This window comes from Pseudoalteromonas sp. S1609, from assembly GCF_005887255.1.
GTDB lineage: Bacteria > Pseudomonadota > Gammaproteobacteria > Enterobacterales > Alteromonadaceae > Pseudoalteromonas.
In genome coordinates, this window is record NZ_PNDJ01000028.1 from 47,334 (window position 1) to 62,321 (window position 14,988).

General features: G+C 38.7%; 12 protein-coding genes. 5 read left to right on the forward strand and 7 right to left on the reverse strand.

The annotated features are described in order from the left end of the window. Window positions 1-39: 39 nt before the first annotated feature. The 5 genes from CWB76_RS08425 to CWB76_RS08445 form a co-directional block, all read right to left on the reverse strand. Window positions 40-3,168, reverse strand: a complete 3,129-nt coding sequence (locus CWB76_RS08425; protein ID WP_002962253.1) for an efflux RND transporter permease subunit — start codon at window positions 3,166-3,168, stop codon at window positions 40-42. 10 nt (window positions 3,169-3,178) lie between these two features. Continuing rightward, on the reverse strand, window positions 3,179-4,075 hold the full coding sequence (locus CWB76_RS08430) for an efflux RND transporter periplasmic adaptor subunit (RefSeq protein ID WP_058428656.1): 897 nt from the start codon (window positions 4,073-4,075) through the stop codon (window positions 3,179-3,181). Between the two features lie 70 nt (window positions 4,076-4,145). Continuing rightward, entirely contained in the window at window positions 4,146-5,438 is a 1,293-nt protein-coding gene (locus CWB76_RS08435; RefSeq protein WP_002962255.1) for a TolC family protein, read from the reverse strand. 73 nt (window positions 5,439-5,511) lie between these two features. Further along, window positions 5,512-5,832 (reverse strand): hypothetical protein, encoded by a 321-nt coding sequence (locus CWB76_RS08440; protein ID WP_024598538.1) that lies wholly within the window; start codon window positions 5,830-5,832, stop codon window positions 5,512-5,514. A 61-nt stretch (window positions 5,833-5,893) separates the two neighbouring features. Continuing rightward, window positions 5,894-6,793 (reverse strand): cation efflux transmembrane domain-containing protein, encoded by a 900-nt coding sequence (locus CWB76_RS08445; RefSeq protein ID WP_002962256.1) that lies wholly within the window; start codon window positions 6,791-6,793, stop codon window positions 5,894-5,896. A gap of 156 nt (window positions 6,794-6,949) precedes the next feature. Between CWB76_RS08445 and CWB76_RS08450 the strand changes: the two genes are divergently transcribed. The 5 genes from CWB76_RS08450 to CWB76_RS08470 all read left to right on the forward strand — a co-directional run bounded on the left by CWB76_RS08450 (window position 6,950) and on the right by CWB76_RS08470 (window position 13,864). Beyond that, entirely contained in the window at window positions 6,950-7,309 is a 360-nt protein-coding gene (locus tag CWB76_RS08450) for a hypothetical protein (RefSeq protein ID WP_227006932.1), read from the forward strand. A gap of 81 nt (window positions 7,310-7,390) precedes the next feature. Then, window positions 7,391-8,608, forward strand: coding sequence for a TolC family protein (locus CWB76_RS08455; protein ID WP_010388430.1), 1,218 nt, complete (start codon window positions 7,391-7,393; stop codon window positions 8,606-8,608). Window positions 8,609-8,672: 64 nt separating this feature from the next. After that, on the forward strand, window positions 8,673-9,929 hold the full coding sequence (locus tag CWB76_RS08460; RefSeq protein ID WP_010388432.1) for an efflux RND transporter periplasmic adaptor subunit: 1,257 nt from the start codon (window positions 8,673-8,675) through the stop codon (window positions 9,927-9,929). Window positions 9,930-9,940: 11 nt separating this feature from the next. Next, complete coding sequence (locus CWB76_RS08465) at window positions 9,941-13,141, forward strand: efflux RND transporter permease subunit (RefSeq protein ID WP_004588883.1); 3,201 nt, start codon at window positions 9,941-9,943, stop codon at window positions 13,139-13,141. 528 nt (window positions 13,142-13,669) lie between these two features. After that, window positions 13,670-13,864 (forward strand): (2Fe-2S)-binding protein, encoded by a 195-nt coding sequence (locus CWB76_RS08470; RefSeq protein WP_010389142.1) that lies wholly within the window; start codon window positions 13,670-13,672, stop codon window positions 13,862-13,864. A 106-nt stretch (window positions 13,865-13,970) separates the two neighbouring features. Here CWB76_RS08470 and bfr (CWB76_RS08475) read toward each other — a convergent pair whose 3' ends face one another. Beyond that, complete coding sequence (gene bfr / locus CWB76_RS08475) at window positions 13,971-14,435, reverse strand: bacterioferritin (RefSeq protein ID WP_036955020.1); 465 nt, start codon at window positions 14,433-14,435, stop codon at window positions 13,971-13,973. 11 nt (window positions 14,436-14,446) lie between these two features. Continuing rightward, window positions 14,447-14,920 (reverse strand): bacterioferritin, encoded by a 474-nt coding sequence (gene bfr, locus CWB76_RS08480; protein WP_013463107.1) that lies wholly within the window; start codon window positions 14,918-14,920, stop codon window positions 14,447-14,449. Between the last annotated feature and the right edge of the window lie 68 nt (window positions 14,921-14,988).

Below are 14,988 nucleotides of genomic sequence, written 5' to 3' on the forward strand. Positions count from 1 at the left end.
AATTAGGCATAACTTAGTAATTAAGCTGCTTTTTTGCTTTTAGATTTCGTCGGATTGCTGTTTGTTACTCTCAGCGCCATGCGCCCATTGATATAAAATAGGCAATACAAACAAAGTTAAAATGGTAGAAGATACAATACCGCCGATAACAACTGTTGCTAGTGGTCGTTGTACTTCTGCACCAATTCCAGTGTTTAACGCCATTGGAATAAAACCTAAACTTGCGACCAGTGCCGTCATTAAAATAGGTCTTAAACGAATGATGGCACCTTCAATGATCGCTACGTATAGGTCGCCTTTTTCATGCCAAAGATCTCGAATAAAAGCCAACATAACCAAGCCATTTAATACTGCGACACCTGACAATGCAATGAAGCCGACACCTGCCGAAATTGATAAGGGCATGTCTCTTAAATAAAGTGAAAATACGCCCCCTGTTAATGCTAAAGGCACGCCACTGAAAATGATTAATGCATCTTTTAATGAACCAAATGCTATAATCAAAATACCTAGGATAACAACCAATGTTATCGGTACAACTAGGCTTAATCGCTTACTTGCTGATTCTAGTTGTTCAAACGTTCCACCATAATCAAGCCAGTATCCTGCTGGAATTTCTCCTTCCTGATTAATTTTAGCTTTAACTTCTTTTACAAAACCGCCTAAATCTCTACCACGAACATTGACGGTAACCACAACTCTTCTTTTTCCGTTCTCTCGGCTAATCTGCGCGGGTAAAGACTCTGATTTAAGCTCTGCAACTTCTTCAATTGGCACATAGTTACCATTCTCAAGTGGAAGCGGCAGATGCTTCAAGCTATCGATATCCGTTCTTATTTGCTCTGGTAGGCGAACAACTAACTCAAACCGTCTGTCACCTTCATAAATGATCCCCGCAGATTCACCGCCAATCGCAGTGGCAACCCAGTCTTGCAATTCGGTAACGTTCAATCCATACCTACCAAGCGCTTCTCGTTTAGGAATTACTGATAAAGATGGAACACCTGTGACCTGTTCTATTCGAGCATCAGCGGCACCATCCACGGTTTTCACAATATTTAGAATATCTTTTGCGGTAAGTAATAACCGATCCAAATCATCACCAAATATTTTGATGCCGACATCAGCTCTAACGCCAGAAATCAATTCATTGAAACGCATTTGAATAGGCTGAGTGAATTCATAGTTGTTGCCTGGAATGTTTTTCAGTACTTTTTCCATTTCTTCAACTAATTCACTTTTTGGTTTTGAAGGTTCGGCCCATTCTTTACGTGGTTTTAAAATAACAAAGATATCAGCAATACTCGGTGGCATTGGGTCGGTTGCTACTTCTGGTGTGCCAATGCGCGAGAATACTTTATCAACTTCAGGAAACGCTTTAATACGTTGCTCAAGTACTTCTTGCATTTCTACTGATTGCTCTAGGCCAGTCGATGGAATTCTTAATGCCTGTAGTGCAATATCACCTTCATTTAATTGAGGAACAAATTCTGTCCCAAGCGTAGTTGCTAACCAAAGGCTATACCCCATTAACAGCGTTGAGAATGAAACAATAATCCAACGAAATTTCATCGCCATTTTTAACAATGGTTCATAAATAGACTTGGTTGAACGAATAACTACACTTTCTTTTTCGCTGATTTTACCTTTCATAAACACAGCTACAGCAGCAGGAACCAGTGTAACTGAAAGGATCATTGCGGAAATTAACGCCATAACGACAGTTGCCGCCATAGGGTGGAACATTTTCCCTTCAACGCCAGTTAGCGTGAAAATGGGGATGTAAACAACAGTGATAATTGCCACACCAAACAAGCTTGGACGTATCACTTCTGAAGTGGCTTCAAAAACGGTATTTAGGCGTTCTCTTAAGTCTTGCCTATGACCGTTGTGTTGGGCCTGTGCTAACCTACGGACAGAGTTTTCAACGATGATTACAGCCCCGTCCACTATCAAGCCAAAGTCCAATGCGCCGAGACTCATTAAATTGGCAGATACTCCTGCTTGCACCATACCTGTGATTGTCATTAACATGGAAATAGGGATAACAGCAGCGGTAATGAGAGCTGCACGTAAATTTCCAAGTAGAATAAATAACACAACAATAACTAAAAGCGCACCTTCAACGAGGTTTTTGGTAACGGTTGCAATCGCTTTATCTACTAACGTTGTTCTGTCGTAAACAGGCTCTGCGGTAATGCCCTTTGGCAGAGATTTTTGTATTTCGCTGAGCTTATGTTCCACTTCTAAAGCAACGGTGCGAGAATTCTCACCAATCAGCATCATGGTTGTACCAAGCACTGTCTCAATGCCATTACGAGTAGCAGCCCCTGTTCTAAGTTCTTTGCCTATAGCAACATTGGCAACATCACTTATTTTTACAGGAATACCATCGTTCTTTTTGATGATGACATTGAGGATTTCATCCATTGTCGCAAGTTGCCCGATGGAGCGCACTAACACTTGTTGTCCGTTTTGCTCAATATAACCCGCGCCACGGTTATCATTATTTTTACGTAATGCATCAGAAACGTCTTCAAAGCTTACCTGATGAAAAAGTAATTTTTCGGGTTTCGGCGTTATATGATACTGCTTGTTATAGCCGCCGATGCTGTTGACCTCAATGACGCCTTTAACTTGAGCCAATTGCGGTTTAATGATCCAGTCTTGTATTTCTCTTAAGGCAATAGCGGTATAAGGCTCTCCATTAGGCATTTTAGCGTCAGGAGAAGCTTGTACGGTATACATAAATATTTCACCAAGCCCTGTGGAAATAGGACCCATCTCTGGCTCTAAGCCAGAGGGAATAACGCCTTTTATCGCAGCTAATCTTGCATTGATTAAGTTGCGTGCGAAATAAATATCGGTTCCCTCTTCAAAGATAACGGTCACCTGGGATAAACCATATCTTGAAAGAGAGCGGGTGTGAGACAGCTTTGGTAGTCCAGCTAATGCGTTTTCTACTGGAAAAGTTACCCTTTGCTCCGCTTCTAAAGGTGAATAACCGGGGGCAGAGGTATTTATTTGTACCTGTACGTTTGTTATATCTGGAACAGCATCAATGGGAAGTTTTTGATAACTCCACATACCAACGCCGATGATTACCATCAGCAAGCTTAATACTAAATAGCGCCTATTTATTGCAAGACGCAAAATTGATTCAATCATATTGCGTCTCCTAATCGTCGTCTTCTACTTCAGATTTCAAGATATCTGCTTTAATCAGATAACTGTTTTTGTTTACATATTCAGCGTCTTTACTGAGGCCATCAATGACCTCGATATAGTTTTTGTCTGAACGACCAAGGACAAGTGGTGCAAACTCGTACTCTTCATTTTCTTTTACAAAGACACCTAATTGTCCACCTAGCTCTTGTATGGCAACTTTCTCGACCGCTAAATCCACCTCAAATTGGTTTATCTTCACGTTGCCTTTTAATAATTGACCTGACGTTAGCTTTAACTCAGTGTTGTTTAATCGTACCCGTGCTAAAACATAAGGCTGATCTTTAGCTGGAATAATATTAGTGATGACTGAACTGAATGCGTGTTCACCTTGCTCAATATCAACATGCTGACCGACTTTGATTTGATTATATTGGCTGGTAAACACCTTAAATTCAGCCCACAAGGTGTCAAATTTGACGATTTCAAACAAGCTAGTGTTTTGCGTGATACCGCCAATATTTCCATTTCGCTGTAAAACAGTCCCAGAAACAGGCGATGTTATTTTATAAGTATTTAAGCTCTCATTAGATTCAATAACGGCTAATAGATCGCCTTTTTTTACCGTATCACCAACAGTGAAGTTTATTGTCTTTATAACGCCGTTATATCTAGCGCTAACTTGAAATAATTGTTCAGCGCCTATCGTCGTAGAGCCGTATACAGGGATAGTTTGGTTCAACGTTTTTGAAGCTAAATAGGCTGTTTCAACACCAAGCCTTTTTGCCATGTTATTGTTTATTTTGCTAATGCCTTCTTCGCCTTCATGTTCATCTTCACTAGCGATAACACTTTGAATGGGTGATAGATACCCAATAAAAATCAATAGTGCGAGTAAATAGTTTTTCATTTTGAATTCCTAAACGATTCAGTTAATCACTGAATCAATAAATTGTTATTAAACTTAAAGTGATGTTTATTTAGAGTGACAGCGCTTCGTTTGTTAGTTTTTCTATCTCTGCGCCATAAATTAGGGCAGCAGATGCCGCGTCAATAAGGGTTCGCCGAGCATTTAACAGCTCTTGTCTAGCCGATACATAATCAAGATATCCATATCGACCTTTTTGATAGGCGTCTTGAGTATCTTCCAGTGCATCTTCAAGCATTGGGATAACCGACTGCTTTAATGAATTAGCTGTTAATATGGCTTGTTTTCTATTGGAGTATGCTCGTAGTAAGTGATTTCTAAATCTTAACTTAGTCGCCTCTTTCTCTATGGCAACTTGGTCACGCTCTGCTAGCGCACTAGCGATTGCGCCAGAATTTCGCTTTTCAGCAAACAAAGGTAAGCTAAAGCCAGCGACCAGTGCCGTATCATTGGCTTCTTGAGAGCGCCTAACACCAACAGACCATTTGATATTGGCCGTTGACTCTGTTTTAGCCAACTGTAACTCGGCCTCTTTTAGTCGCTGCTCACTTGCATAAACTTGAATAGCAGGGTTTTTCTCTAATTTCGCAAAGAGACTACTAAAATCACTATCATTGCCAAACTGAAACAGATCTCCAGTTACTCTAGAGAATGACACTGATGTTTCTCCCCAGTAAGCTGATAAAGAAAGCTTTAGATATTCCAAGCGCTTTTGTTCAGATTGAAGGGTGAGGTTAGCCTGAGCAATAACTGCTTTTGAGCGTTTCACTTCAGCCTCAGGAGTAGCACCTGCGCGGTTACGCTGAGATACAATCTCTAAGGTTTCTTGTGCTAAGCTCAAAGCATTTTCTGCCAATATAACTCTTTGTTGGGCTGCAAGTACTTCCACGTACTTCTCAGTGACTTGAGCCATTAAATTAAGCGCAGAGACTTCTTTTTCAGCAGTGAGTAGTGTTCTTGATTTTGAAACAATTCCAATCCGCGCTGAGCGTTTATCTCCCATTTCGATAACCGAAGATAGAGCGACTGTTAATTCAGCACTGTCGAATGTATTAAATTCACCTGAGCCTGCAAAGTTCTCAGCTTCAAGCTCTAGTTCATAAGCAGGATTTAAACTTGCGATTTGTTCTCGTCCAATTAATGCCGTTTGCTTGAAATCAAATATTTTAAGTTCTGGATTTTGTTTAAGCGTCCACTGAATTGCCTCTTGAAGGTTTAACTGCTTCTCAAAGGCATAAACATTAAATGTAAAAAGTGACAAAGCGAGAAACGCGATATATTTAAGCCGAGGTGTTACACACCTTAAAATTGCTATCTTGCGATGCACACAGGTATTAAGTGCCATGTATACTTTCCTATAAATTTATATGTGATATTTAGGTCATTAACATTTGACCTTTCTTAATTTTCTATAAAATTTAGGCGTATTTAGGTGGGCGGAATGGCACCGAGATATAGCCTTTTAGCTCAGGGGAAACTAAGGCGTAGGTAGGGAAATATTCTATTGCTTGTAAAATATTACAAGAAGAATCTGTATTTAAAAATAACTGACAGCAGCAACAAAAATTACAATTATCAATTAAAGTTTGGCTATTACCCTCCTCAAATAAATTAGAGCTTTCAGGAGCTTTTAGCGGGGTAATAGACTCAGTTAGTGATATATTAAAAGAACTTTCAATTAAGTTTCCTTCAATCTCTTCTTGCGAAAAAAACACAGACTGCACCGCGATTAAAATCATTATCACGTATGATATATATGGTTTAAAATATGACGGGTGCATTCTTTTAACTACTTTCTACTTAAGACTTTAGCTGTAAGATGCGGCGAGCACCGTTTAAAACGACAACAGCAATAATCAAACCAATCACTAAATCTGGATAACGGCTGCTAGTTACTGTAACTAATAAGCCAGCTAAGATTACACCTACGTTTGCGATTACGTCATTTGCGGAAAAAATCCAACTCGCTTTCATATGAGCGCCGTCTTCTTTGTTGCCAAATATTAAAAACAGACAAGCAATGTTAGCGATTAGTGCTATTCCACCAAATATCATCATTAAAGAAGAGATAGGTTCACTACCGTAAATAAAGCGTCTTACGACTTCACTCAAAGCACCTAGCGCTAGAATAATTTGAAGTACACCAGATATATGTGCCGCTCTAAGTTTCATGCTTATGCTTTTACCGACAGCATATATAGCTAAACCATAAACAGCAGCATCAGCAAACATATCTAATGAGTCGGCAATAAGGCCAGCAGATTGCGCAATAATCCCAGCAATTACTTCTATAAAAAACATGACTCCATTAATGGCTAACAACCATTTTAGCGTTGATGCTTCTTTCATCTCATTTTTTTGGGCTAGATCTTTTGCTTTTGCAGCTTCGGTGCTGCAACTTTCTTTAGTTGATGCCAACTCTGCACCGAGATTGAGTTGTTGTAATTTTTTTGTTATCTCATCTAAATTTTCATCATGAAAAACCTTGACTAAACGGCTAGGAATATCAAATTGCAACCCAACTGAAGGCTCAATTGAGTCAAGTGCTAACCTAATCAATCTCTCTTCTGAAGGACAGTCCATTTGAGGTACTTTAAATGTACTGACAAACGCGCCACTATAGTTATCTAATTGTGTATCAATTTTTACATCTTCATTGGTAGAAGATGATTGACACTGACCACTACATTTTTCTGACATATTTAACATTCCGTAATAATATTAAAATAAGTATAAAATCTATAGTGGCTATAGAGTCAAATAAAAAATTATTTAATGTAAAAGCGTGGAAACTGAATTGAAAAGCTAGTTTAAGAAAATAGTTTCTGCTAGTATTTTAAATACTATATTTAACTGGTGATAACTTTGAACCTTAATGTTGTACTAAAAATGCTCTTGGTTATTTCGATTGTTTTACAATCGTTAACTGCTGTAGCATCCTCAACATCTGAGAATCACCAAATAGATATAGAGCACCTTCAAACTCAACATGATCATGCAGATGATCGAAATGTCTCAAATGATAATGTAGGTGATGAGCAGCATAATGAAAAAGATTGTCATCACTGCGGTCATTGCAGTGGCAGCCACTTATCTTGGATTTTAGTCAGTAATTCAAATACCACGGGCAAACTAAACATTATCAATAAAACGCCTTATCAAATTGATCAAACAAATACTTACCTTGAAGCGATACTTCGCCCACCCATTTCTTAATTAGATTGATTTTTAATGACCTATTTGTCCATGAGAAGGATAAAGGGTTCGTGTTTATAAATTAAAAAATTAAGAAGTTTTATGTATATATTTTTAAAAAATACAGGTTTAACCCTGTCTTTATGCATGGCTGTGAGTTTTTCAGTTGCCACTTATGGCAAACAGAAAAGTATTTCATGGCTAGATAGTCAAATAAATAAAGATCCCGAAGTTGTTGCGGCTAAAGAGTTACTTAATGCAAGTAATCATAGAGCCAAAAGCTTAACTCAAGCCGTATATAACCCAGAGCTTGAAGCAAGCTATGAAAAAGAAGGTGATTTTGATAATTACTCTATTGGTATCAGTCAAACGATAGATTTTTGGGATAAGCAATCAACAAATAAAACCATTGGTGAAATTGATGTTTATGCAAACCAGCAACAATTGTTATCTCTACTCGATTCTAAAAAGGCTAATGCCTTAACTGCATTAGTTAATTGGCAAGCAGCAAAAAAAGCTGCTCAGTTACTTTCAGAAAGAGAAGAGCAATTGCAAACGCTCGTTGGAATTGTTGAAGACAAACGAAAAGCTGGACTTCTAGAGCCACTTGACGCTGAGCTAGTCTATTTAAACTTGTCGCAAATTTTTAGTGAAATATCTGAGTCTCAAATTGCTTTGAAAAATGCAGAGGTAAAGGTTCAGGAGTTATTGCCTGATTGGACGCCTAATACTACCAATTTGTTTTCATTTACTTTTGGAGCAACAAGCTACTCATTTAACTCCCAGTGGGTTGAGGAACATCCAAAAGTTAAACTTGCTAGAGCGAAATGGAAGGGACAACAATCTAAAGCTCAACTAACCACTATGGAATCTAAAGCTAATCCAACCATTGGCGTTAGCGCAGGGAAAAGTGGAGATGAAGACTTGGTTGGTGTGACTTTTTCAATGCCTTTAAACATCAGAAATAACTATACAGATAATGTTAAAGCCGCTTATTCAGAAGCCATTGCAGCCGAGGCGAATTTTCAGTCGGTATATCGAAAGCAGTCTTTTGAAGCAAAAGCTAATTATGAATCGCTTAATGTCAGTAGAAAATATTATGAGCAATGGCAAAAACTGACAAAAGGCAGATTAGATAGCAGCGAAAACTTATTAAATAAGCGCTGGCAAGCTGGTGATATTAATACTTCTGACTACTTACTTGCATTAAATCAACGTGCGGAAGGGCTTCATGCAGGAATACGTTTGGAAAATCAATTCAAGCTTGCAGAAATATCCTTCATTTTAAGTATGGGTCAGTTATCCAAATTTGAGATTTGAGCGCTTTGTTTTTTCAGTAGCGAAAAACGAAATCTTAAATTTATTAAAAATATAGGTTACAAAAATGAATACAGTAATTAGTAAAAAATTTTTAGCCGTAGTAATTAGCAGCCTGTTAGTTGGGTTTACTACAAATCATGATGCTTTTGCACAGTCGTCAGATGGAACTGGTTCTGTCACAAACGTTTCGAAACAAGAAGAAAAAGAACATCAAGATGAGCATGAACACGAAAAGGGACATGAAGAAGATAAAGGTGACCATGACGAGCACGGCCATGAAGGTGGTAATAAAGAGGGAGAAGAAGAACATGAAGAAGGTATCACTATTGATCCAAAGAAGATGTCGCTTGCTAAAATTAAAGTGGAAAGTGTTAAGCCTGAATATCAATTTAGCTCCGTATATGCACCTGGCGAAATAAAAGCTAATGGCTATAAAAGTTATGTGGTATCACCACGTACAGAGTCAGTCATTATCAGTCGCCATGCAGCGCTTGGCGAGTATGTAGAAATAGGTCAGAAGTTAGTTACATTATTTAGTGAAGCAATGGCACAAGCACAAGCTGACTATTTAATCGCTTCAACCGAATGGCAACGTGTAAAAAAGCTGGGTAATAAGACGGTGAGTGAAAGTCGATTATTACAAGCTGAAACAACATACAATGCGAGCTATGGCAAGCTCATTGCTTTAGGGTTAACTGAAAAAGCAATAAATGGTATTTCTAACAAAGACATTAAAGCATTTGGGCAATATGCATTAACGGCGCACCGTGAAGGTGTCGTGCTTCAAGACGACTTTATCCAAGGGCAACGTGTTGATGCTGGGGATTCAGTCATGTTGTTAGCTGATGAAAAACAACTATGGGTTGAAGCAAAAGTTTCTCCAAATAAAAAGCTAAATTTATCAATTGATTCTCCTGCGGTACTTAAATTAGAAGGCCAGAGTTACAATGCCAAAGTTATCCAAGAAGCCCATACAATTGATCCCGTAACTCGTACAAGAATTATTAGATTGGGGGTACAGAATGCTGATGATAACCTTCATTCAGGTATGTTTGTAAAAGTTTACTTTCAGTTTGCCACAAAGCAGAAAGTGATGGCTGTGCCAGAAGAAGCATTGATCCGCAGCGCAGATGGTGATTGGACCGTATTTGTCGAAGACCACCCTGGAGAATTTAAAGCTGTAGAAGTAGAACTAGGCCGAGCCTTAGGTGATTTTAGGGAAATCATTGGCCTTGATAGTGGGACGCGAATTGTAACCAAAGGCGCATTTTTTGTTGCTTCTGAAATCGCTAAAGGCGGATTTGATCCGCATAACCACTAAGGAGCAAGACTATGTTTAATAAAATAATAGATTGGTCTGTTAATAATAGACTCCTGATTTTGATTGCGCTGTTTGCCACAATTGTCGGCGCAATTATGGTTATACCAAAACTAAATTTAGATGCCTTTCCTGATGTTACTAATGTTCAAGTTGCTGTAAATACTGAAGCGCCAGGACTAGCTGCTGAAGAAGTTGAACAACTCATTACGTACCCCATTGAAGCGGTCATGTATGCCTTACCTGATGTAGAACAAGTGCGCTCAATTTCTAAAACAGGCTTGTCTGGCGTCACGGTTGTTTTCAAAGAAGGCACCGACATTTACTTTGCAAGACAACTTGTATTTGAGCGTCTTCAAGCCGCAAAAGAACTGATACCAGAAGGTGTCGGCACACCCGAAATGGGGCCAAACACCTCAGGGCTAGGCCAAGTATTTCAGTACCTTCTTATTTCAGATAAAGATGCAGGCTATGATGCTATGGCACTCAGGAGTCTCAATGATTGGGTAGTAAAATTACTCGTTATGCCTGTCGATGGTGTTACTGATGTACTCTCCTTTGGAGGTATTGTTAGGCAGTACCAAGTAAATGTAGATCCATCTAAGCTTCTTTCTTATAACCTAACGCAAGAAGACGTTGTTGGTGCCCTAGATAACAACAATGCCAATGTTGGCGGATGGTATATGAACCGTGGGCAAGAGCAGCTTGTTATTAGAGGTGCAGGTTGGTTTGAAAGTGGTGACGCTGGTATTAGTAATATCAAACAAGTTCCCGTCAAAACAGTTGATGGGACAGTTGTGACGGTTTCGGATATTGCTAAAGTTGAAATGGGCAGTGAAATTCGTCAAGGTGCTGTCACAATGACGCGCAAAACCGAAGACGGTAAAGTCGAAAATTTAGGTGAAGTTGTCTCTGGCATTGTCTTAAAACGCATGGGGTCTAATACTAAAGCCACCATTGATGGTATCAATGCAAGAATCCCATTAATTAATCAAGCATTGCCTAAAGGTGTTCGCTTTGAACCATTTTATGATCAGGCTGATTTGATTGAAAAAGCCGTTGATACAGTAGTTGATGCACTATTACTAGCATTTATTTTCATCTGTATTGTATTAGCACTATTTTTAATGAATATACGTGCAACCTTCCTTGTCCTAATATCTATTCCAATTTCAATTGGTATCGCGTTAATGATCATGGCTTGGTGGGGCATTTCTGCAAACCTTATGTCATTGGGTGGCATTGCCGTAGCCATTGGTATGCTAGTTGATGGTTCAGTCGTGATGGTTGAAAACATGTTTAAGCATTTAAATAGACCAGACTCTACCCATTTAAAAACTGTAAAAGAAAGAGTGCCTAGTGCTGATACTGATCCACATGATGTAGAACAAGATGAGCATGGTATTAAGTTACGTCTTCAAAATGCGGGTAAAGAAGTGGCTCGTCCCGTATTTTTTGCAGCTTCTATTATTTTAGTCGTATTTACGCCTTTATTTAGCTTTGAAGGTGTTGAGGCAAAGTTATTTCAACCTATGGCAATAAGCATCATTTTAGCTGTTATATCTGCTATTGTGGTTGCGTTGTTTGTTGTACCCGCTTTAGCTACTTATTTATTTAAGTCAGGTGTAAAAGAGAGGGAAAGCTTTGTTCTTAGGCCATTAGACAAACTCTACAGAAAAGGGCTTACATTCGCACTAAAACGCACCAAATTAGTCATTTCAGCCGCACTTATATTAGTTTTCTCTGCCTTTGCATTAGTTCCATTAATTGGTACTGAATTTGTACCTGAGTTAGAAGAAGGGACGATAAACTTAAGAGCAACGCTTGCACCTTCTTCCAGTTTAGATACCGCGCTCACTGTGGCACCAATTCTAGAAGAAAAACTAATGGCTTTCCCTGAAGTAACCTATGCATTAAGCCGAATTGGTCGAGCAGAAATAGGTGGAGACCCAGAGCCTGTGAATAACATCGAAATTTACATAGGGTTGAAGCCTGTTTCTGAGTGGACCAGTGCATCTAATCGATATGAACTTCAAGGAAAAATGGAGAGATCTTTAGAAGAATTCCCTGGGTTGCTACTCAACTTTTCTCAACCTATTGCGACTCGTGTCGATGAGCTACTATCTGGTGTTAAGGCTCAGTTGGCGATAAAGTTGTTTGGGCCTGAACTTGAGGTACTGGCGGCTAAAGGTCAAGAAATAGAAACAGCAATTAAAAACATTGAAGGTGCAAGGGATGTTGCATTGGAGCAAATTGCTGGTGAAGCGCAATTGGTGATAAGTCCTAACAGGCAAGAACTATCGCGCTTTGGATTGTCTGTGAGTGACATAATGGAGGTTGTGCGTGATGGTATTGGTGGTGTTGAAGCCGGACAAATAATCAATGGTAATGAACGTTATGATATTTACGTTCGCATAGAGGAAGAGTACCGAAGTAACAAAGAAGCTATTGCTGATATTCGGCTTCAATCACCTACTGGTGCTTGGGTGCGACTGGGTGACGTAGCCTCAGTCTCATTTGAGTCAGGCCCACCACAAGTTAGACGCGATGATGTACAACGAAGAGTCGTTATCCAAGCAAATGTACAAAATCGAGATATGGGAAGCGTGGTTGCCGATATCAGAACGGTAATTGCTGAAAAGGTTGACTTACCTTCAGGTTATTCTGTTTCGATTGGCGGCCAGTTCGAAAGTCAAAAACGTGCTCAAAATAGGTTAGCTATAGTTGTACCTTTATCGTTAGCACTAATCGCACTACTACTTTACTTTGCCTTTGGTTCTGTTGGTCAAGCTATGCTGATATTGGTCAACGTGCCGCTTGCTGTAATTGGCGGAGTTTTCTCCTTATATTTATCTGGACAATACTTGTCTGTACCAAGCTCCGTTGGCTTTATTACCTTATTTGGTGTAGCGGTATTGAATGGGGTCGTTATGGTAGAAAGTATCAACCAACGTATTAAAGACGGTCTAGAAGCATCTAAAGCCGTTTTTGAAGGCGCTACTTCAAGATTAAGACCTGTACTTATGACTGCTATAACATCAGCTTTAGGTTTGATACCGATGTTAATGTCTAATGGTGTTGGTGCAGAAATACAGCGCCCCTTAGCGAGTGTTATTGTTGGCGGCTTGGTAACTGCAACACTGTTAACATTATTTGTTTTACCTGTTTTATATCGCTGGTTTTCAGAGAAAAAAATAAAAGAGCTATCCAGATAAAATGACTGTGAACTCTAACCCCACGCTAAAGTCACGTTTAGCGTGGGGTTATTGAGTAGATGAACGAAAAGAAAGATTAGATTTAACAATAAACTAATAGTCATGACTGCTTTGTCGGAATATTTGTCGTTAAACAGGCCAAAGCTAACTTCCGCTTTCGTATCTTTGCAGTCTTAATCTTTATGTGTCTCAAGGTCGGCTTATGGCACAAACCGGAAATAGCTCACGCATTAATTCTATATTTATACATTAAGGCTTCTTCAGACTTAATGTAATTCATTTTAATCATTCAACTATTTACCTAATCATACCTAAATTTAAGGCGAGACTTTAGTTAATAAATCTCAATTTAAGTGCCATAGTTCGAATGAAATTCAAACAATTCTCAAGCTGCCGCGAATTCTCAACTTAAGTGGCGCTGGCTAAAAAAAATGCAAAAAATTCAAATTTTATAAAAAACCAATTGATAACTATTTTCGTTTAGATTAATATAAACCTACTAAATGAAATTGAGAGTTGTTTGTATTCATGTATGTTTGTCTTTGTCACGGTGTGACCGATAAAAAAATTGAGCAAACCATCGACGATGGTGCTACTACCATGCGCGAGCTAACTAAAGAGCTTAAAGTGGGCAGCCAGTGCGGTAAGTGTTGTTGCTGTACAAAAAAGATCCTCAATCGTAAACTGATTCAAATTGCAGATATAACCGATCAAGTGGCTTAATAGTAATCTACATAAATAGGCCTACCTAAACGAATTGGTATAACATTTAAAAATTAAACATAAAAAAAGCAGCCTTAGCTGCTTTTTTTGTATTTATAACTTTAACTTACAGTTGCGATTGTAAGTAGTTTTCAAGCCCAGTGTTTTTGATCAGCAGTTGCTGTGTTTCTAGCCAATCAATTTGCTCTTCTTGCTCATTTAAAATGTTATCGAGCGCTTCACGGCTAATGTAATCTTTTTTACTTTCAGCTAGTTTGATGGCTGTACGTAGCTCATCTACTGTATCAAGTTCAAAGCTCATGTTAGCGGCAATCATTTCTTCGCTGTTTTCGCCAATGCGTAAGCGTCCTAAATCTTGAAGGTTAGGCAGGCCTTCTAAAAATAAAATACGCTCAATTAAACGGTCGGCGTTTTTCATCTTTTGTATCGATACTTTGTAATCAGCTTTGTCTAGTTTACTAAAACCAAAATCTTTAAACATGCGTGCATGTAAAAAGTATTGGTTAATACCCACAAGCTCATTAGCAAGTACTTTATTTAGTGCTGCAATAACGTCTTTATCGCCTTTCATAATATAAGTCCTTATTCGCCCATTTGAGCTTGGTGATAGTTTTGAGTGCCAATTTTGTCAATCAGACCCAGTTGTTGCTCTAACCAGTAGACGTGATCTTCTTCGGTATCAAATAATAGCTTTTCTAAAATTTCACGAGATTGATAATCTTGCTGTTGTTCACAGATAGCAATAACCTCTTTAACACACTCAACCACTTCAAGTTCTAAGGTTAAGTCGTTTTGCATCATGCTTTTTACATCGTCACCAATTAACAGATCACGACGTTTAGTCATGTTTGGTACGCCTTCTAAAAAAAGAATACGCTTGATTAGCCAATCAGCGTGGTCTTTTTCTTCTTCCATTTCATGGTTAAGACGCTCATAAAGTTTGTTTAAGCCCCAATCGTCGTACATACGAGAATGAATAAAATACTGGTCAATAGCAGCTAATTCGTTAGCTAACAATGTATTGAAGGCGTCGATTACTTTTTGATTACCTTTCATAGCGCTTATCCTAAAAATTCTAATTGTGGCTAGTCTAGTATATAGGCACAGAATTGCAAGTAATTTAC